At 43.6% G+C, this 23129-nt stretch carries 7 protein-coding genes; 5 read left to right on the top strand and 2 right to left on the bottom strand.

The window, feature by feature from the left end:
• Positions 1-73: 73 nt before the first annotated feature.
• On the bottom strand, positions 74-2605 hold the full coding sequence (locus tag AACV78_RS02505; RefSeq protein ID WP_194008042.1) for a vWA domain-containing protein: 2532 nt from the start codon (positions 2603-2605) through the stop codon (positions 74-76).
• A 154-nt stretch (positions 2606-2759) separates the two neighbouring features.
• Between AACV78_RS02505 and AACV78_RS02500 the strand changes: the two genes are divergently transcribed.
• The 5 genes from AACV78_RS02500 (at position 2760) to AACV78_RS02480 (ending at position 22526) form a co-directional block, all read left to right on the top strand.
• Positions 2760-3167: an AEC family transporter gene (locus tag AACV78_RS02500; RefSeq protein WP_228042053.1), complete on the top strand. Its 408-nt coding sequence runs from the start codon at positions 2760-2762 to the stop codon at positions 3165-3167.
• Between the two features lie 172 nt (positions 3168-3339).
• Positions 3340-9222: a trifunctional serine/threonine-protein kinase/ATP-binding protein/sensor histidine kinase gene (locus AACV78_RS02495; protein WP_194008043.1), complete on the top strand. Its 5883-nt coding sequence runs from the start codon at positions 3340-3342 to the stop codon at positions 9220-9222.
• 79 nt (positions 9223-9301) lie between these two features.
• Entirely contained in the window at positions 9302-15217 is a 5916-nt protein-coding gene (locus tag AACV78_RS02490) for a trifunctional serine/threonine-protein kinase/ATP-binding protein/sensor histidine kinase (RefSeq protein ID WP_194008044.1), read from the top strand.
• A gap of 79 nt (positions 15218-15296) precedes the next feature.
• Positions 15297-20828, top strand: coding sequence for a trifunctional serine/threonine-protein kinase/ATP-binding protein/sensor histidine kinase (locus AACV78_RS02485; protein ID WP_194008045.1), 5532 nt, complete (start codon positions 15297-15299; stop codon positions 20826-20828).
• Positions 20829-21035: 207 nt separating this feature from the next.
• Positions 21036-22526 carry a calcium-binding protein gene (locus AACV78_RS02480; RefSeq protein WP_194074271.1) on the top strand — a complete coding sequence of 497 codons (1491 nt, stop codon included), beginning with the start codon at positions 21036-21038 and terminating at the stop codon, positions 22524-22526.
• An 86-nt stretch (positions 22527-22612) separates the two neighbouring features.
• Here the strand turns inward: AACV78_RS02480 and AACV78_RS02475 are convergent, their stop codons facing one another.
• Positions 22613-23059: a hypothetical protein gene (locus AACV78_RS02475; protein ID WP_339383435.1), complete on the bottom strand. Its 447-nt coding sequence runs from the start codon at positions 23057-23059 to the stop codon at positions 22613-22615.
• Positions 23060-23129: the final 70 nt, after the last annotated feature.

The raw sequence follows: 23129 nt of genomic DNA, 5'->3' as shown, positions 1-23129 counted from the left end.
CGACTACGCCTTTGCAGTTCATTTCAATCCGCCATATTTGAGCAAGGTGGGCAAATAATGCCCACCCTAAATCCTACTTCCTTACCGTGAAATACTCATTTTTAGCGTAGACGCTAATAATGCAGTCGCCGACTTCAAAAAACATCCCCTCTTGCTCATCTTTAGAAAATTGTAAGTTGCCATACTTAGAGCTGAGTTCATCCGCCGTCGCCGCTTTTGCCTCCATTTCATCGGGGATAAGTCCAGTCGAACCGATGTAGAAAACCAACGGGGAAACTTTTTCGCCATACACTTTGTTAGCATAAGCTTCTAGTTGCTCGTTTGCACGGGTTAAAGCTGCTACAAACTCGTTTCGCTTGACATCTTCTCCCTGCCATTTTGCTTGCAAAAGCCGCAGCAGACTATCGGCACCGACTTTTGCTAAGGTAGCGCTAACAATTCCGTTATCCTCCAACCCCAGAAACTCATCGAAAATCAGTTTCATCAAGTCGTCAACTTTGGTGATTTTTGTTCGGGATGACAGCGTTTTGTGGGCGAAGACGACAGGCTCGTCTAAGGTGATTTCAAATGTTGGTTTTGCTAGTTTTTCGCCGGTGTTTTTGTGGTAAACTTCGTAAAGGCGATCGAGAAATTTGTTGGCTGAGTGGAATTTGCCGAAGTTGAGGATGTTTTTGCTGCCGATGTCGATTTTGTAGCTGACTCGCGAATCTACTTCACCGTTGGCGATCGCACTTTTCAATTCCGTATATTCCGTAGTCGTCGGAAAGTTGATGTAAAGGCTTTTCGACAGATAATGCTGTTTCAATTCTTCCAATTGTTGGGCCGTATAAGCCTCGGATTCTTCCTTCAAATGAGCCGAAAGAATGCTGGAGATAATTTTAATGTTTGCGAGTTCTTCAAACACTCCGTCAAGGCTGCTGTAACGCCCGTCAAAAGGAACTAACGGCAAACTTGCTAATTTAATATCATACTCTGCATGGAAGTCAAATTCTGCCACAGGTGAGCCGTCTTTTTCCAGTACACCGCATTTGTTAAGCAAGTCAAACACTGGTTGACTGCTGATTTTGGTTCGCAGCGACTTAATATTAACTTCGCCGTCGCTGACAATGGTATAATTGTTGAAAGTATTGAGGTCTGTCACCAGAATTCCTGCAACTTCTGCGATCGCACTTCCATCCTCAACTTTTACCAGCTTAACTTTTCGGGCAATCAGCATATTGATGGTAGCGGTATTTTGATTGATCGCAAATGAACCCATCCGCACGTATTCGCCGCCATCTAAGAATTCAGTTTTCAGCCAAGGCTTGACAATGTTACCGTTTTCGTCGCGCTTTCCTTCAACTCGCTTTAAACCTTTGCGCTGATAGTTTTCTTGCAAGTGTTTCAAGTTGATGATGATGCTGTTGCTGTTTTCCTCTAATATTTTGACTAACTCCAGCAGGGAAATTTTGTCGCTGACTTTTACCCGATCGCCAATTTGATGATTTTGCAACACATCAGGCGCAAAAACAGCCTGTTCCAAATCTTCCGTAAACTCCGCTATTTGGGCGTTTGTCAAAGCTTTTGCGTGTTTTTCCGTCAAAGTCGCGTCGAAGGTGCTCGCCAGCGCGTACTTCGCCGTATTTAAATTGCCGTCAGCGAGGTTAGCTTTCGCAAAAGCAAACACCGAATCATCAGTTTGAGCAACGGGAACATCTACTTTGTCATACTCTTCTTTGGCGACTTTTTGATATTTGTAAAACATTCCCATATCGTCTGCTTTCAGCCCGCAAATTTTCAGCGTACTCGACGAACCGCTGATTTTCTTGCCGCTTTTAGAAACAAAAACTTGATAATCGTATTCGTTAATTAACGGTTCTTCCAGCGGTGGCGCAACGGAACCGCCTAACAGTTTCGTGCTGTCGTAAAGAGCATCATAAACCATTTTCACTTCGCCAGCGCGGATGCAATTTCCCGATAAGGTGTTGGCAATTTTGGAGAGCAGTTTGAAGTCAGCACAGCCATAGGATATGGTATTTGCAAAGACATCCATGTCTTTGAGTTCTTCACAAATTTCTGCTAGCTTTGCCGATTCAGAATTAGCACTGGGGTCATTTGCATAACCGTCTGTGTGCAAATTAATTGCTGTCACTTCTGGCGCTTTCACCAGAGATTTAGCGAGTTCCATCGACTGCGATATGCAGGTACAGCCAGCGGTGTGTATTTTTTGAATGGCTTTGATATATTGAGAGTCAAACTTCATCACTTCTTGAATCGGAATTCGCTGGAAGTGACAAATCACGTCCCCATTGTCAGCATAGGAAATTAAGCTGATTATTAGCTGGTAATTGTTGTATTCGTCTAAGGTCAAAAGCTTGATTAGGGTTTCTTTCAGCGGCTTTAAGTCATAATACATTGAGCCGGATCGATCGATAATGATGATGCTGTGGGCGACGGATTTTTCTGGGATATCGCCTGGTGTTCTTTCGAGATTTGTGCGATCGACCAAATAAAATGCTTTTTCGTTTCCGGCAAAATTGTAGAGGGTAAATTTGGTGCGAGTATTGGAGGCTGCTTGGCTGCTGGAACTTTTGACTTGAGATGATTGTTTTGCTTGCCGTGCCATCGTTCTCACCTGTGTTGATTGATTCTTCAACACTATCCTGACACGCGCTTTTGTCACTGTCAAGGCCCTTGCCAAAAATTATACGATTAGCTAAAATAAGCATTAATACTTAGTTTTTGTAAGGCAATCCCCATAAGCTGTTGCGGTATTCAAATTGTATGTTAAAAAACGATCGCACAATCAGTGGGTGGTTCCGCCCGTGCTGCTCAAAGCATTGTTAACAACAGGTGCTCGGGCTGTAATTAGTCGATCTTTGATTGCGATTGAAATGCAGTTGAGCAAGTTGAATTCTTGGCACAATATCAAACAAGTTCTGGCTTGTCTGGCGATTAAAATTCTGTTGATTTCTTTGGTAATTGGCAGGGGATTAACGTTTGTTGGGATCGGGGGCGCGCCGCGACTTTCGCTAGTGCTGCAAATGGTAATGTCTCCGGCTTGTGATACTACTTTGCTGGCAGAAGTTTTCAATCTCGATCGCAAATTTGCCGTAAGTGCGATCGGCATCGGCTGCGTCACGTTATTGTTCGCTATTCCAATATGGATGAGGCTATTTAGTTTTTAATTAAAATCAAATTTCGATAGTTTAAAAAATATTTTACTCCTGTGATCTCAATCACAACTATTGAGCTATCTCTGTCAGATAAACTATACTTAACAATCACTGAAGTAACAACTCTCTTGACTGATGTTAAGCTAGAAACAACCTAAAAAAAAGGTAAATTATAATAAAAACTATGGATGCTACACATTTTACACTGACAGGTTATCAAATTCTCGATCGCATTTATGCGGGCACTCGCACCCTAGTTTATCGCGGAACTCGCTTGTGCGACAAACGGCCCGTCGCCATCAAAGTGTTGCATAGCGAGTATCCAAGCTTTAGCGAAATCGTACAATTTCGCAATCAATATACTATTGCCAAAAATCTTAATTTGCCCGGAATTATCCAAACCTACAGCTTGGAAGCTTACCAAAACAGCTATGCGCTGGTAATGGAAGACTTCGGTGGAATCTCTCTAAAAGAATGGATGGAACAAGGGGAAACTTCACCCGATTTAAGCGATTTTTTGCAAATGGCGATCGACATCAGCAATACATTAGATATACTCTACCGCCACCGGATAATTCACAAAGACATTAAACCCGCCAATATTTTAATTAACCCCGAAACAAAACAAGTCAAACTGATTGACTTTAGCATCGCATCTTTGCTGCCAAGAGAAACTCAAACCCTACAGAATTTTAACCAAATCGAAGGCACCCTCGCCTATTTGTCTCCCGAACAAACCGGCAGGATGAATCGCGGCATTGACTACCGCACAGATTTTTACTCTTTGGGCGTGACTTTTTACGAATTGCTGGCGGGACAATTGCCATTTCAATCCGAGGATGCGATGGAATTGGTACACTCTCATATTGCCAAGCAACCGCCGTCACTGCACGAAATCAACCCGCAAATCCCGCCGGTACTCTCGTCCATTGTCAGCAAATTGATGGCGAAGAATGCCGAACACCGCTATCAGAGTGCTTTGGGGCTGAAATTTGATTTACAAAATTGTTTGCGCCAATTAAAACAAAGCGGTACAATAGAGGGTTTTGAAATAGGTCAGAGGGATGCGTGCGATCGGTTTAGCATACCAGAGAAATTATACGGCCGCCAAACCGAAGTAGAAACCCTGCTCTCGGCATTTGAGCGCGTTGCGGCCCCCTTTTCATCGCCCCTTAGCAAGGAGGGAAATAGGGGGGTCGAAATGATGTTAGTAGCTGGTTTTTCGGGAATTGGGAAAACTGCAATTGTCAATGAAATTCACAAACCAATTGTGCGGCAGCGCGGCTATTTCATCAAAGGCAAATTCGACCAATTCAACCGCAATATTCCCTTCTCAGCTTTTGTGCAAGCCTTTCGCGACTTGATGGGACAATTGCTCAGCGAAAGTGACTATAATTTAGAAAAATGGCAAGCTAAAATACTGCAAGCAATAGGCGAAAACGGGCAAGTTATTATTGAAGTAATACCCGAACTACAAAAAATTATTGGGCCGCAACCACCCGCAGTAGAACTATCAGGAACTGCGGCACAGAATCGGTTTAATTTATTATTTCAAAAATTTATTCAAGTGTTCGCAAAACCAGAGCATCCGCTGGTGATGTTTTTGGATGACTTGCAGTGGGCAGATTCCGCATCCCTACAGTTAATGCAACTGTTGATTTCCGAGTCGGAAACGGGGTATTTATTAGTAATTGGTGCTTACCGAGATAATGAAGTTTCCCCTGCACATCCGTTGATGCTGACACTGGATGCAGCAGTCAAAGCCGGGGCAACGGTTAATACTATTACTCTGGAACCCTTGAGTTCAGAAAGTCTAAATTATTTGGTAGCTGATACCCTCAATTGCCCTCCAAATTTGGCAGTACCGTTGACTGATTTAGTGGCACAAAAAACCCAGGGAAATCCATTTTTTGCGACGCAGTTTCTCAAAGCACTGCATCAGGATGCGTTGATTGAGTTTAACTGGAAAGCCGGACACTGGCAGTGCGATATTGTTCGGGTTCGGGAAGCGGCATTGACGGAGGATGTGGTGGAGTTTATGGCGTTGCAGTTGCAAAAGTTGCCGCCGGCGACTCAGGATATTTTGAAGTTGGCGGCTTGTGTGGGGAATCAGTTTGATTTGATCACCTTGGCGATTGTTTCTGAAAAAACCGAAGTAGAAGCGGCCGCTACACTGTGGAAAGCTTTGCAGGAAGGACTTATTTTGCCCCAAAGTGAAATTTACAAATTCTATTTGGGAGAAAGCGATTTAGAGCCAACCGCGCCACATCAAACACTGAATTACAAATTTTTACACGATCGCGTCCAACAAGCCGCTTATTCTCTGATTCCTGAAGACCAAAAACAGATTACCCACTACCAAATCGGACAACTGCTTTTACAACAAATTTCCCCTGAATCTAGAGAAGAAGACATTTTTGAACTCGTCAATCAATTAAACTACGGAATATCTCTGATTTCCCAACAAACAGAACGAGATGAATTAGCACAGCTAAATCTTACTGCCTGTCGCAAAGCCAGAGCAGCCACCGCCTATCAAGCGGCTCGCGAATATGCCGCAGCGGGATTATCAATATTGAGTGAAAATGGTTGGCAAAATCAGTATGAAATTACCCTCGCCCTGCATGAATTAGCAGCGGAAGTCGCTGCTTTGTGCGGTGAGTTTGAAGAAATGGAACAGTTGAGCGATATTGTCACCCAACAGGCACGATCCTTACTAGAAACAATCAATGTTTGCCGAATTAGAATTCAATCTAAGATATCCCAGGTTAAATTTAGCGAAGCCATTGCGATCGCCCAACAAGTCCTGCAACAGCTTGGCGTAACTTTTCCAGAAATACCCGCGCCGACAGATATTCAACAGGAAATCCAAGAGATTGGGGAACTCATTGGAGACCGAAAAATTGAAGATTTTGTCAATTTACCTGTGATGAAAGATGCGAAAAAGCTCGCAATTATCCAGATTGCCAGCAGCATCATGTCAGTAACTTATGCCTGCGGATCTCCCTTATTTCCCTTAGTGATTTCGCTGTCAGTCAAACTATCCATCCGGTACGGAAACACACCTGTTTCAGGTCTTAGCTATGCTTGCTACGGCATCATTTTGTGTAATCTGTTGCAAGATGTAAATACAGCAACACAGTTTGGTGAGTTAGCACTCCAGGTAGTCTCAAAACTGGATGCTAAAGCTACTAAACCTGAAGTGTCCTTGGTGCTAGGAATGTCGATCGCGAGCCGTAAATATCACATCAAAGATAGCTTACCACTCTTGAGCGATGGTTACAGGACTGCCTTAGAAGTCGGAAACCTGGAGTTTGTCGGACATAATGCTAACATTATTTGTTACAATTCTTTTTGGTGCGGTCAGCCCCTTGCTACCTTAGAGCAGGATACTCGCAACTACTGCAATCAGTTAGTGCAATTGAACCAATCGATCACAGCCAATTACTGCCGGATATATTGGCAATCTATTTTAAATTTGCTGGGTTTTGCGGAACACCCTACTATGTTGTCTGGGAAAGCCCTTCAAGAGACAGATTTGCTGCCGCTGCTGCTGTCTGGAAACGATTTATTTGGGTTGTATAACTTCTATTTGTACAAGCTGAATCTTTGCTTTTTGTTTGGGGAAGTTGAGCAAGCTAACAACCATGCACTCTGTGCCAGACGCTATTTAATGGCTGTTGCGGGAACCGTCGGTGAAGCTGCATTTTATCTCTATGATTCTCTAATTGCTATAGCATTGTTGAGTCAACCGTCAGATGAGACAGCAGAAGCATTACAGCGGGTAGAACAAAACCAAACGCAGTTAGAGTTATGGGCCCACCATGCTCCTATGAATTATCAACATAAGTTTGATTTGGTGGAGGCGGAAAAATGTCGATTTTTAGGACAAAAAGCCGTAGCGATAGAGTTTTACGACAAGGCAATTTCGAGAGCCAAAGCTAACGAATACATCCAAGAAGAAGCCTTAGCCAACGAACTCGCCGCTAAATTCTACCTCGATTGGGGCAAAGAGAAAATCGCGAGTGTCTATATGCAAGAAGCCTACTACTGTTACGCTCGTTGGGGTGCAAAAGCCAAAATTGATGACTTAGAAAAGTGGTATTCCAAACTTCTGACACCCATATTGCAGGCAAAACAAAATCGTTCGGCTTTCAGCGAAATTTGCTTTCAAACAATCGATAAATCTTCAATTATACATCAAACATTTCAAACAACTGACGCTGGAAACAATATTTCCGAAGCCTTCGATTTCCTTGCTGTTTTCAAAGCCTCACAAGCCCTCTCAAGTGAAATAGAATTAGACAAATTGCTGGCTGCATTGATGTCGGTGGTTATACAAAATACCGGGGCAAAAAAAGCTGTATTGCTATTTGTTAAAAATGGAGATCTCGCGGTCGAAACTGTAGCCATTCTCAAGGAAAATACGGTCTCAATCTCTGTACCGCTGTCATTGAATGAGGCGGTTCCTGCTGCTGTGGTCAACTATGTTAAGCACACTTTAAAAACTGTTGTTTTGGATAATGCAGCAGCACGAAGCGATTTTATGGCAGACCCATATTTGATGAAAACAAAGCCCAAAAGCGTGCTGTGTGCGCCGATTTTACATCAGGGTAAATTAATCGGGTTGCTGTATTTAGAAAATAACTTGACAATTGCGGCATTTACGGGCTATCGCACTCAAGTCATCCAACTGTTGTGCGCCCAAGCGGCGATTTCACTCGAAAATGCCCGCTTGTACCAACAATCTCAGGCCTATGCTCAACAATTAGAGCGATCGCTCGATCGGTTGAGTGCATCACAATCTCGGTTGCAAGCATCCCAGCAACGACTCCAGCTATTAGTTGAGCAAACTCCAGTAGCCGTCATAGAGTGGGATATCAATTTTCTCGCTACTGACTGGAACCCAGCAGCAGAAAGAATCTTTGGCTATACCAAGCAGGAGGCTTTGGGACATCACTTCACATTTATCGTTCCTGAAGCGATTAAAGCACAACTAGAAGGAGTGAGCGTCAATATTATATCGCAGCAGGGTGGGAATTACAGTATCAATGAAAATTTGACAAAGGATGGCAAAACGATTATTTGTGTTTGGTATAACAATCCACTTATGAATGCCGATGGCGAGTTAATAGGAGTTGCTTCGCTGGCAGATGATATTACCGATCGCAAAACTGCAGAAATTGCCTTAGAGCAGAAATCCCTTGCCTTAGAAAATGCCTTAAATGAGTTGCAGCAAGCCCAACTCCAAATTATCCAAAGTGAAAAAATGTCTGCCCTAGGTAACTTAATCGCCGGAGTTGCCCACGAAATCAACAATCCCATCGGCTGCATTATTGGCAACGTTGGTGCTGTCCAAGATTCCATCAATGACCTATTTGGGCTGATTGACCTCTACAACGATAAATTCCCTCAACCAGGGACTGAAATTGAAGAGGAATTAGAGACAATTGACCTAGAATATTTACGCTCTGATTTACCCAAATTAATCAGAGCCATGAAAGATGGAGGCGATCGCATCACATCGATCAGCAAGAGTCTCCGCACTTTCTCCCGTGCCGATAGCGACCACAAACAAAAGTTCAAGCTCCACGAAGGGATTGATAGCACGATCTTGATTTTACGCCATCGCCTCAAGGCAAATGATACTCGTCCTGCGATTGAAGTTGTCACTAACTACGGGAATATTCCGGCGATCGAATGCTTCCCCGGACAATTAAATCAGGTGTTTATGAATATTATGGCTAATGCGATCGATGCGTTGGACGAATCAAATACAGGTCGGAGTTTTGCCGAAATTCAGGCGAATCCTAACTGCATTGCCATTACAACCTCCATCAAAAATAATTTTGTTAAAATTACTATTACTGATAACGGTGTGGGGATGAGAGAAGAAGTCAAACAGCGGATTTTTGACCATTTGTTCACAACAAAAGCCGTAGGAAAAGGCACTGGATTGGGATTGGCGATCGCGCGTCAAATCGTGGTAGACAAACACGGCGGTTCAATTCACGTCAATTCAACACCGGGAGCGGGAACAGAATTCATCATCAGCTTGCCAATTTAAGTAGAGCTAAACAGTTAATTTTTTCCCGATATTCAGACTCATCAAGAAACCACGCACTAACTTTACGTCAACAATAGCCATGAACAACTCCCACAAAAATCACAACACAAACATAACCAGTCAAATTTTAAACTATCAAATTATCCAAACAATTTATGACGGAAATCGCACCTTAGTTTATCAAGCCATCCGTATCCATGACCAATTACCTGTGGTTATAAAACTGCTCAAAAATGAGTATCCAAGCTTCAGCGAACTCGTGCAATTTCGCAATCAATATACTATTGCCAAAAACCTCAATTTGCCCGGAATTATCCAAACCTACAGCTTGGAAGCTTACCAAAACAGCTATGCGCTGGTAATGGAAGACTTCGGTGGAATCTCTCTAAAACAATGGGTGGAACAAGGGGAAACTCCACCAGATTTAAGCGATGTTTTGCAAGTGGCGATCGACATCAGCAACATTTTATATATACTCGGACACCACCGGATAATTCACAAAGACATTAAACCAGCCAATATTTTAATTAATCCCGAAACCAAACAAGTTAAACTAATTGACTTTAGTATTGCATCACTCTTATCAAAGGAAACCCAAACCCTGCTGAATCCCCATGTATTAGAAGGAACACTTGCTTACATTTCTCCCGAACAAACCGGAAGAATGAACCGAGGGATTGACTACAGGACAGACTTTTATTCTTTAGGAGTTACCTTCTACGAATTACTCACAAACGAGTTGCCATTTCAATCAAATAACCCGATGGAGTTAGTGCATTGCCAGATCGCCAAAGCAGCACCATTAGTAAACGCCATTAACCCACAAATTCCATCTGTACTTTCAGAGATTGTCAGCAAATTGATGGCCAAAAATGCGGAAGACCGCTATCAGAGTGCGTTAGGACTGAAAACCGATCTAGAAAAATGTTTAGATACGCTTAAAAAAACTGGGGAAATTCAGAGTTTTGAAATTGCACAGAGGGATCTGTGCGATCGCTTCCTAATTCCCGAAAAACTTTACGGACGAGAAGCTGAAGTATCAACATTGCTGCAAGCATTCGAGCGAGTGAGTCTGGGCGCAACAGAAATGATGCTGGTAGCTGGCTTTTCTGGGATTGGTAAAACAGCAGTAGTCAACGAAGTGCATAAACCGATCGTGCGCCAACGCGGTTATTTTATCAAAGGCAAATATGACCAATTTCAACGGAATATTCCCTTCAGTGCATTTGTCCAAGCATTCCGGGATTTAATGGAGCAATTGCTAACCGAAAGTGACGCAGAAATTCAGGAATGGAAAACTCAGATTTTAGAGGCGGTTGGTGACAGCGGACAAGTCATTATTGAAGTTATTCCCGAAGTAGAAATAATTATCGGTCAACAACCACAGGCTCCAGAATTAGCAGGAACAGCAGCACAAAATAGATTTAATTTATTGATTCAAAAATTCACGCAAGTATTTACCAGTGCTGAACATCCCTTAGTGATGTTTTTAGATGATTTGCAATGGGCAGATTCGGCATCACTGAAATTAATCCAGGTTTTAATGGCTGATACAGGTCATCTTTTATTAATTGGTGCATACCGTGATAATGAAGTTAACCCAGCACATCCATTGATGTTGACTTTGAGCGAGATTAAAAAAACAAAATCGACTATTAATACAATTAGCTTAGCACCCCTGAGTCAAGTCACAGTGACTCAATTAGTTGCTGATACGCTTAAATGTACAAGATTTTTTGCAGGGACTCTTTCACAATTAATTTATCAAAAAACCCAAGGAAATCCGTTTTTTGCAACTCAACTTCTCAAAGCATTACATCAAGAAAATTTCATTAAGTTTGATTTTGATGCGGGCTGCTGGCAATGCGACCTTGCTCAAGTGAATCAGCAACTGCTTACAGATGATGTTGTAACTTTTATGGCATTGCAATTACAAAAATTGCCACAATCGACTCAAAATGTATTAAAATTAGCGGCTTGTATTGGCAATCAATTTGATTTAGCTATTTTGGCAATTATTTCGGAACATTCAGAAATAGAAACTGCTGCCCAGTTGTGGAAAGCATTAGAAGAAGGATTGATTTTACCGAGTAGTGATGTTTATAAATTTTATCAACAAGAGTCATTAGTCAATAGTCAGCTTGCCCTGAGCGAAGTCGAAGGGTGGTCATTTGTAGACGAAGAACAACGAATGACCAATGACGGATTACAAATGACAGCTACCTACAAATTTTTACATGACCGAGTACAACAAGCGGCTTATTCTTTAATTCCCGACCATCAAAAACAAGCAACTCATCTCAAAATTGGACAGTTACTTCGAGAAAATTTATCAGAAATAGAACAAGATGAAAAACTGTTTGATATTGTGGAGCATTTGAACAAAGGAATTAAGTTAATTACTGAACAGAAAGAACAAGAAAGATTAGCTGAACTAAATTTAAAAGCTGGAGGTAAGGCGATACATTCTACAGCATACGCGGCAGCAAGGACATATTTCAAAATAGGAATCGAGCTACTACAAACAAACTGTTGGCACAGCCAGTATGAATTCGCTTTAAACCTCCATATTGCGGCGGCTGAAGCTAGTTATTTGAATAGTGACTTTGAGGGCATGGAACAGATAGCAACAATCGTGTTGCGATCGGCTAAAACGATTTTAGATAAAATAAAAATTTATCAAATTCAAATTGCAGCGCAAGTTTTACAAAGTAATGTGCTGGAGGCGATCGCTATTGGCAGACAAGCATTGGAGCAATTGGGGGTTGAACTGCCTGCAGAACCCGATCCATCCCAGACTAGCAGAATGCTACAAAGCCTTGCCACCCAACTCGAAGGTAGACAAATTGAAGACTTGAGCGATCTGCCATTAATGACCGACCCTAACGCTCAGGCTGCAATGGAATTGATGGCAATGTTGTTTTCACCAATTATTCAAGGAATGCCCGGTCTATTGCCCTTGCTGAGTTCGATGATGGTGAATTTATCCCTTCGATCGGGAAATACCGTGGCATCAACAACTGGGTATGGTATTCATGGCATGGTATTGTGTGCTTTCTTGGAAGATCCTTCCGCAGGCTATGCTTTTGGTAAATTGGCTCTAAGTTTACTGGAAAAATTTAATATACAAAAGATTAAATCCAGCGTGATGTCTCTATTTGGTTGCTTTATTCAACATTACCAAGAGCGGTTGGATGCTACAATTCCGACTCTAAAAACAGCTTACCAGGCTGGCATAGAAACTGGAGATTTTTTACACGCTGGTTTTGCTCTCGGTGGTCACAGTAATGGCCGGTTTTTTAGCGGTGAAGAACTGAATAGTTTTATTGAAGACATGGCTGATTATAGTGTGGCATTGGCTCAGGTGAAACAAGAATCTGCTCGAGTATATGTAAATTTAGGAAAACAAACAGCAGAAAACTTGATTGAATTAGTCAGTCAACCATATTGCTTGATCGGCAATGCCTATAATGAAACGTTGATGCTAACTAAGCACGAGCAAGATAACGATTTAACAGCCATGGCACAAGCCTATATATACAAACTGCTGCTTGCTTACTATTTTGGTAATTATACAGATGCACGCAACTATATTGCCCAAGCCAAGCTGTATTTAATGGCAGTATCGGGATCGATTTTTGTTCCTATTTTCCATTTTTATGCCGCGCTAACTCATCTAGCACTCTTCCCTACCCTACCAGAACCGGAGCAAGCCGAACTGCTTGCTGTTGCTGCCACCCATCAAACGATTCTGCACCAGTGGGCGCACCATGCCCCGATGAACCACTTGCATAAATGGTATCTAGTGGAGGCTGAACGTTATCGAGTTTTGGGTGAAAAAATCGCAGCCAGCGAGTGTTATGACCGAGCCATAAATCTTGCTCAAGAACATCAATTTATCAACGAAGAAGCTCTCGCCAATGAATTGGCAGCCAAGTTTTACTTGCAATGGAATAAACAGCGCATCGCGCAAGAATACGCGATTGAAGCTTACTATGCTTATGCTCGTTGGGGTGCAAAAGCCAAAGTCGCTGATTTAGAAAAACGCTATCCGCAATTACTTGATCCTGTATTACAGCCAACTCGTTCTGCTCTTTGCACTAACGAAACTATCTTCGCCTTGGGGACTGTGACATCCACCAGTTCCGCCATTTCTAGCAGCAGTGCTTATGTGGCTTTAGATTTAGCTGCGATTCTCAAAGCTTCCCATACTATCTCAGGTGAAATCGAACTCGAAAAACTCCTTTCATCGTTGCTTTCCATTATCATCGAAAATGCGGGAGCCGATAAATGCGTGTTAATGCTCTTACGAGACGATCGCCTGTTGATTAAAGGCTCGATTACCCTGGGGACAGAGCCAGTCGTGTTGCAGCGCCTTCCCATTGAAGAGAGTGAGGGAATTCCCCTGAAGCTGATTTACAAAGTCAAGCACAACAGGCAGACTACCGTAATAGTTGATGCGAGTGCCGATCTGACTTTAGCCAATGACCCTTATATCATGCGCCAGCAGCCGAAGAGTATTTTGTGCAGCCCGATTTTGTATCAAGGGAAGTTGATGGGCATTTTATATCTAGAAAATAATTTAGCAAAGGGTGCTTTCACGAGCGATCGCGTCGAACTGCTGAATTTACTTTGCGCTCAAGCTGCAATTTCTCTAGAAAATGCGCGACTCTATCAAAATTCTCAAAAATATGCACAACAGTTAACACAATCTCTAGCAAAATTGCAGGCTAGTGAAACCCGTTTCCACAATTTAGCAAATAATATTCCTGGTACGGTGTACCAATTACGTCTGGGGGCTGACGGTTCAATTTCAACACCTTATGTCAGCTCTGGCTGTTTCGACTTATATGAGTTAGCACCAGAGTTAGTGATGGCAGGTGTACATAGCCTTAACGCTATGCATCATCCTGATGATGACCTAACTATTACACAAGCAATGATCTACTCTGCCCAAAATCTAACACCATTTGAGCAACAATGGCGTATTATTGTGCCTTCAGGAATCGTAAAATGGGTTTTCTCTGCTGCTAGGCCAGCGCGCCAAGCAGATGGTGCAATCTTATGGGATGGAGTGGTAATTGATATTAGCGATCGCAAGCGAGCAGAACTTGCTGTGCAGCAAAAAACGCAAGATTTAGCAGAAGCCCTAACCGAGTTACAAAACGCTCAATTACAAATAGTCCAAAGTGAAAAAATGTCTGCACTGGGTAATCTTATGGCTGGGATAGCTCACGAAATGAATAATCCTTTGGGTTTTATTTCTGCTAGTCTCCACCAAGCAAAACCCACATTTAATGACATTGTTGAACACTTAAAACTATATCAACAAACGCTAACAAATCCACCTGATAAAATTAGCGCTCATGCCGAAGAAATTGATTTAGATTATAGCTTGGAAGATTTGCCAAAAATCATGGATGCGATGTCTGTCGCCTGCGAGAGGTTAAGTAAGATCAGCACTTCACTACGAACATTCTCCCGTGCGGATCGCGATCGCAAAGTTATTTTCAACATTCACGAAGGCATTGATAGCACAATTTTGATTCTCAAACATCGCCTGAAAGCTAATGAGCAACGTCCAGCTATTGAAGTGATTACAAACTATGGCGATTTTCCTCAAATCGAGTGTTTTCCGGGACAACTAAACCAGGTATTTATGAATATTTTGGCTAATGCCATTGACGCATTAGATGAGTCAAATATTGGACAAAGCTTTCAGTCAATTAAAGCGAATCCAAATCGAATTAATGTCACCACTTCAAATGCAGATAATTTTGTCAGAATAACCATTTCTGATAATGGTAAAGGAATGAATGAAGAGCTCAAACAAAAGATATTTGACCATTTATTTACAACAAAAGCCGTAGGAAAAGGCACTGGATTGGGATTGGCGATCGCGCGTCAAATCGTGGTAGACAAACACGGCGGTTCAATTCACGTCAATTCAACACCGGGAGCGGGAACAGAATTCATCATCAGCTTGCCAATTTAAGTAGAGCTAAACAGTTAATTTTTTCCCGATATTCAGACTCATCAAGAAACCACGCACTAACTTTACGTCAACAATAGCCATGAACAACTCCCACAAAAATCACAACACAAACATAACCAGTCAAATTTTAAACTATCAAATTATCCAAACAATTTATGACGGAAATCGCACCTTAGTTTATCAAGCCATCCGTATCCATGACCAATTACCTGTGGTTATAAAACTGCTCAAAAATGAGTATCCAAGCTTCAGCGAACTCGTGCAATTTCGCAATCAATATACTATTGCCAAAAACCTCAATTTGCCCGGAATTATCCAAACCTACAGCTTGGAAGCTTACCAAAACAGCTATGCGCTGGTAATGGAAGACTTCGGTGGAATCTCTCTAAAACAATGGGTGGAACAAGGGGAAACTTCACCAGATTTAAGCGATTTTTTGCAAATGGCGATCGACATCAGCAACATTTTATATATACTCGGACACCACCGGATAATTCACAAAGACATTAAACCAGCCAATATTTTAATTAATCCCCAAACAAAACAAGTTAAACTAATTGACTTTAGTATTGCATCTTTGCTGCCGAGGGAAACTCTAACCATAAGCAATCCTAACGCACTAGATGGGACACTGGGTTATTTGTCACCCGAACAAACCGGCAGGATGAATCGCGGCATTGACTACCGAACAGATTTCTATTCTTTGGGCGTGACTTTTTATGAATTGCTGGCGGGAGAGTTGCCATTTCAATCCCGCGATGCGATGGAATTGGTACACTGTCATATTGCCAAGCAACCGCCATTACTGCATGAAGTCAATCCGCAAATCCCGCAGGTAGTCTCGTCCATTGTCAGCAAATTGATGGCTAAAAATGCTGAAGACCGCTATCATAGCGCGTTAGGACTGAAATTTGATTTAGAATTTTGTTTGAGTCAATTACAAGAAAGTGGTGAGATTGAAAATTTTGCGATCGGGAGTAGGGATTTGTGCGATCGCTTCATCATACCAGAAAAACTCTACGGGAGAGAAACCGAAATAGAAACCCTACTCCAAGCCTTTGAGCGTGTTGCGGATCCCCTTTCATCCGGGGGACAGAGGGGGGCAGAAATGATGTTGGTCGCGGGTTTTTCCGGGATTGGAAAAACAGTTGTAGTTAACGAAATTCACAAACCAATTGTGCGGCAGCATGGTTATTTCATTAAAGGGAAATTCGATCAGTTTAACCGCAATATTCCGTTTTCAGCATTGGTGCAAGCATTTCGAGATTTAATGGGGCAATTGTTGAGTGAAAGTGACGAGAAGTTAGAAAAATGGCAAACTCAAATATTGCAAGCGCTGGGCGATAACGGACAAGTGATCGTTGAAGTAATTCCCGAACTTGAAAAAATTATTGGTCAACAATCACCGGCGATCGAACTTTCAGGAACTGCGGCACAAAATAGGTTTAATTTGCTGTTCCAAAATTTTATTAAAATATTTACTGCGAAAGAGCATCCGCTGGTAATATTTTTAGATGACTTGCAGTGGGCAGATTCCGCCTCGCTACAGTTAATGCAGTTGCTGATGTCAGAATCGGAAATAAGCTATCTATTAGTAATTGGTGCTTACCGAGATAATGAAGTCTCGCCAGCGCATCCGCTGATGCTGACACTGGATACAGTAGTAAAAGCTGGGGCAACGGTAAATACGATTGCGCTGCAACCGTTGAGTTCAGAAAGTCTCAATCATTTGGTGGCTGATACGCTCAATTGCGCTCCAGATTTGGCAAGACCATTGACTGATTTGGTAGCACAAAAAACTCAAGGAAATCCATTTTTTGCTACGCAGTTTCTCAAGGCACTGTATCAGGATAGATTGATTAATTTTACTCCCCCAACCCCCACTCTCCTTTCATCCCCCCTTAGTCAAGGGGGACAGAGGGTGGCTGCGGGGGGGTGGCAATGCGATCTTGTTGGAGTTAGGGCCGCGGCACTGACAGAGGATGTGGTGGAGTTTATGGCGTTGCAGTTGCAAAAATTGCCGCCAGCGACTCAGAATGTGTTGAAGTTGGCAGCTTGTATTGGGAATCAGTTTGATTTGGGGACTTTGGCCATAATTTCTGAGCAATTGGCAACGGAAACGGCGGCGGATTTGTGGAACGCCTTGCAAGAAGGGTTAATCTTGCCTGAAACTGAAATTTACAAGTTTTATCTAGGGGCAGAAAGACGGGATGAGGCTGAAAATTTGGAGGTGGTAAATTACAAGTTTTTGCACGATCGCGTTCAGCAAGCCGCTTATTCTTTAATTCCCGAATCACAAGAACAAAGCGTTCATCTGCAAATTGGCAGACTGCTGCTGGCAAATAAGGCAACATCCGGCGATGAGCAAATTTTTGCGCTGGTTAACCAACTTAACCGCGGGCTGAAGCTGATTGAATCGGGTGAGCGAGAGACGATCGCACGGCTCAACTTGCAAGCAGGTATAAAAGCTAACACCTCAACAGCTTACAAGTCAGCAGTCGATTATTTGCTCACAAGCGTGCAGCTATTAAACTCTGATGCTTGGGAAAGTCAATACTCGCTGAGCTTAGAAATCTCGAACCAGCTTGCTCTCGCCGCTTTTTTGGCGGGTGATTTTGAGCAGATGGAGCAGACGATCGATCGAGTCATCAATCACGCGCGATCGCTACTAGAACAAGTCACTGTCTATGAAATTAAAATTCAGGCATTGATTTTGCAGGGGCAATCCCTAGTGGCGGTCAAAACGGCTTTATTGCTGGTCGAAAAACTAGGTATCAAGTTTCCAGCCAATCCCACAACACCCCAGGTTTTGCTAGGTTTAGCCGAAACTAAGATTGCCCTCTTGGGGAAGTCTATCCAAACCCTAGAAAACCAGCCAGCGATGACAGCCCCCAATATAATTGCGGTGACGCAAATTTTGGCAAAAACTCTCTCGGCAGCCTACATTTCAGCCCCAGATTTGATGCCACTGATGGTATTTCGCAAGGTGAATCTGTTTGTAAAATATGGTAATACCAGTCTGGCGGCTTTCACCTATGCCTGGTATGGGTTAATTTTGTGCGGCGTAGTCAGAGATATTAAAACTGGCTATCAGTTTGGTGAACTGGCTCTTAAACTGTTGGATAAATTTGATGCAAAAGAAATCAAATGTAGGGTATTATTTATTATTTACTATTTTGTATTTTGTTGGAAAAATCACTTAAACGATACAATTGCACCACTTTTAATAAGTTATCAAAGCGGACTAGAAACAGGGGATACAGAATATGCTGCTTGGGCGGTACTGATCTCGTGTGCGAACTCTTACTATAGCGGACATTATCTAGCTGAAGTGAATCAAAAGCTGGAATTTTATACTGAATCTATCGCCAAACTCAACCAAGAAGCGGCTGAACTTTACTGCAAAATATTTCATCAAACGACACTAAATTTATTGGGTGATGGAGAAGCAGCAGCGCTAGAAGGTGAGGTTTATTGCCTGAGTCAGAGGTCAGTAGAACAACAGGCTAACAGCGACAAGACGGGACTGTTTTTCGCTTACACAAACCAAGCCACACTCAGATATTTGTTTGGTGACTTTGCCCTGGCTCGTCAAACCCTTCTACTAGCTAGACAGTACGAAGACGGAGGAATTGCATCGCCCGGTTTAGTTGTTTTCTATTTTTATGATTCATTAACTTGTTTAGCAGAATTAAAGCAGGCTAACCCGTCTGAAAAGCACGATCGCCTCAAGCAAGTGGCTCGCAACCAGAAAAAGATGAAAAATTGGGCATACTACGCCCCGATGAATTATCAACATAAGTGGTGTCTGATCGAAGCAGAACGTTACCGCACCTTGAATAAGCTAGAGCTGGCTATCGAAATGTACGATCGCGCGATCGCCGGTGCCAAAGCTAACGAATACATCCAAGAAGAAGCTCTCGCTAACGAACTAGCAGCTAAATTCTACCTCGACTGGGGCAAAGAAAAAGTCGCCGCAGGCTATATGCAAGAAGCCTACTACTGTTATGCAAAATGGGGTGCAAAAGCTAAAATAGATGACTTAGAAGAACGCTATCCCCAACTTCTTGTTCCCATATTGCAGGCAAAACAAAACCGTTCTGCGAACGTCGGCGAAACCCGCCTCCAAGCAATCAATAACTTGTCAATGCTGCATCAAACCATCCAAACAATTAAATCTAGCAGCAATATTTCCGAAGCCCTCGATTTGGCTGCTATTCTCAAAGCCTCCCAAGCTTTATCGAGTGAAATTGAATTAGAAAAATTGCTGGCGGCACTGATGTCTGTGGTGATCGAAAATGCCGGGGCAACAAAAGCAGTTCTGCTGTTGCTGAAGGATGGGAATCTGTCAGTCGAAACTGTAGCCTGCCTCAAGGAAAATGTCATCTCAATGTCTGTACCGCTGTCACTCAGAGAAGAAGTTCCGGCTGCTGCGGTTAACTATGTTAAGCGCACTTTAACAACTGTGGTTTTGAATAATACATCACAAAACGATTTTATGTCAGATCCGTATTTGATGGATAAAAATCTCAAAAGTTTGCTGTGCGCCCCGATTTTGCATCAGGGTAAATTAATCGGGTTGCTATATCTAGAAAATAACTTGACAATTGAGGCATTTACTGGCGATCGTACTGAAGTCATCCAAATGTTGTGCGCCCAAGTGGCTATTTCTCTAGAAAATGCCCGCTTGTACCAACAATCCCAAGCTTATGGAGAAGAATTAGAACGATCGCTCGTTGACTTGCAGCAAGCCCAGTTACAAATAGTGCAAAGCGAGAAAATGTCGGCTTTGGGCAATCTTGTCGCGGGTGTAGCCCACGAAATAAACAATCCTATCGGCTTTATCAACGGCAATATTGACGAAGCAACGATGACAATCAAAGATATAATTGAACACTTAAAATTATATCAAGAAAAATTTCCAAATCCCGGCGCAGAAATTCAACAAGATGCTGAGGATATTGATTTGGAGTATATCTTAGTAGATTTGCCCAAGATGCTGTCGTCGATGAAAGTGGGGTGCAATCGCATTCGCGGCATTAGCACCAGCCTCCGCACCTTCTCCAGAGCGGATAAAGACTACAAAGTTCCCTTTAAGATCCATGAAGGGATTGACAGTACCATTTTAATATTGAAACACCGGCTGAAAGCTAACGAATACCGTCCGCAGATCGAAGTCCTCACAGACTACGGAAATCTACCGAAAATCGAATGTTTTCCCGGTCAACTGAATCAAGTTTTTATGAATTTGTTGGCCAATGCGATCGATGCCTTGGAAGACTCAAATCAAGGCCGCAGTTTTGCTGAAATTGAAGCGAATCCTAACAGGATTGTGGTTCGGATCGGTTTGGAGGGCGATCGGCACATCAAAATTACAATTGCCGATAACGGTGCGGGGATGACGGAATCTATGAAACAGCGGATTTTTGACCATTTATTTACTACAAAAGCTGTGGGTAAAGGTACCGGGTTGGGATTGGCGATCGCCCGCCAGATTGTAGTCGAAACCCACGGTGGCACAATTGATGTGAATTCCCATCAGGGAGAGGGAACTGAATTTGTGATAGTTTTACCTATTAGCGAACAAAAATTGCAGCCTTTCGTCATTTAATAAAATTAGTTTCGTAGCGCGGACTTTACCGCACTACGAACCTATTTGTCGATCGCCCATCAAGACACTAGCAGCCATCTCCCCCACTCCTAGGCAAGATGGCCCAAATCTCAACTATGCTAACGTAGGCAAGCAGCAATGCCTTGTCATGAAGGCGATTGACATACTTTAAAACAATTGATTTGATTAAGGAGCGGTGTATCCCCTATGGCAAACCTGATCGGCACAGACAGCAACGACTTTATTTTAGGAACTCCGCAGGGCGATCGAATTCGTGCTTTAGATGGCGATGACACGCTCCTGGGTGCGGGAGGAGATGACACCCTAGAAGGGGACGCGGGCAACGACCAACTGCTCGGAGGCGACGGAGCAGACTCGCTGTTTGGGGGCGAAGGAAATGACGAACTCATTGGCAACCAAGGTCGCGATTTTGCTTTAGGCGGAAACGGCGACGACTCAATTCTCGGCGGTTTGGGCAACGACGTCCTCGAAGGCAACGACGGGTTAGACACTGTATTCGGAGATGCCGGCGACGACGTGATTCGCGGCAACGCGGGCTTTGATGTGATTGCCGGCGGTACTGGCAATGACAGCCTGGTGGGGGGTGACGGCGACGATTCGGTGTTCGGGAATGCTGATGACGATTTTCTCTACGGAGATTCGGGGAATGATTCTCTCAACGGCGGTAGCGGCGGAGATCAACTGTTTGGCGGTGACGGCAACGACTATCTCCTCGGTGCCGACGGCGACGACACTTTGTATGGTAATGACGGCACTGATTCGCTCTTCGGTGACTCCGGCAACGACCAAATATTCGGGGGGAAGGCTGACGATACGGTTTTTGGCGGCAGCGGTTCCGATACGCTTCGCGGCGATTTAGGCGATGACTCGGTAATGGGAGATGAAGGCAACGACTTCCTCTTCGGTGGCAAAGGTAATGATGTTCTAGACGGCGGTTTTGGCGATGATTCCTTGGCCGGTGGTCTCGGTGACGATACAATTTTGGGCAGTTTCGGTAATGACAATTTATTTGGGGCAGAGGGTAATGATTCTCTGATCGGAGGTGAGGGTTCGGATACTCTGACTGGCGGTAGCGGCAGCGATGTCTTTGGATTGGGAGCGGGCCCTGGAAGTTTGGTTTTAATTACTGATTACAATGAGGCAGAGGATTTCTTTGGACTGCCGAGCAGTTTATCTTTCAGTCAACTGCAAGTGAGCCAAGGTAACGGCGCAAATCTCCGAGATACTGTAATTACGATCGACGGCAAGCTGTTAGCGATTTTGGTAGACACTCCATCGGCGCTGATTGATGCCAATGATTTTATCTCTGTGAGCGCGACGTCTAGCCCCAGGCCGACTACTACGACTACGACTACGACTACGACTACGACTACGATAGGAACTCCGACTCCGACTCCGGCGACGACTCCGACTCCGGCGACAACTCCGACTCCGGCGACGACTCCGACTCCGGCGACGACTCCGACTCCGGCGACAACTCCGACTCCGGTGACGACTCCGACTGCTTCGAGGATTCCGACTGCGCCGACTATTACGGCACCTGATTCGATGGTGTCAATTAGTTCGATCGCCCCGACTCATACTCCCGGGCTGTTGCCAATGCCTGGCCAGACGCAGATTTTTCCTTCGATGCTGCCGAGTCCGACACCCGTACCTCCTACACCTTTCGGGTTCTAGGGGCGCGAGGGCAGCTCAGTTATGAGTTTTGAGTTAATGTCAAACTCACCAACTCAAAACTCATAACTCATAACTGATCGCTCAGGCTATTTAAGGTCTTGCTCAGTCTCGGCCGAGTCGTTTTCAGACTCGGCGGGATCGTATTCTAGGGGAGATAATTGTTTGCTGTACCCCAAGAGCGATCGAAGTTTCATGCGCTGGATGTAAGGCCAGCCGCCATTGGCTTCAATATTCCTGATCAGTTTGTACATTGCTTGGCGGTTGTCGGGAAAAGACGCTTGAAACAAACCGTCCCGAATTTCCTGGTGCGAAGCTTCCAAAGCTCGCAGCAAAGCCAAAAGCAGTACGCTGTCTCCCTGACAACTTTCGGCTAAAGTCCGAATCGCCTGTGTCAACGATTGCAGTTGAGACTGCAACTTTTCTGACTCTAAATTTTTGCCGTTGTCCATACTGCTGCTTCCTTTGAAATCTACAAGGCGTTTTTCCGGGGCCACTGGTGTCAACCGACTAATCGAGCTAGTGGCGATCGGCATTCGGGGCTAGGAGCAACCTAACTTAAGTAGGTTCACCTAGGCAATATTAATTTACCGCTCAAGTCAGGAA

Source organism: Tychonema sp. LEGE 07196, assembly GCF_963890365.1.
Taxonomy (GTDB): domain Bacteria; phylum Cyanobacteriota; class Cyanobacteriia; order Cyanobacteriales; family Microcoleaceae; genus Microcoleus.
This window is presented reverse-complemented; position numbering and strand designations above follow the sequence as displayed.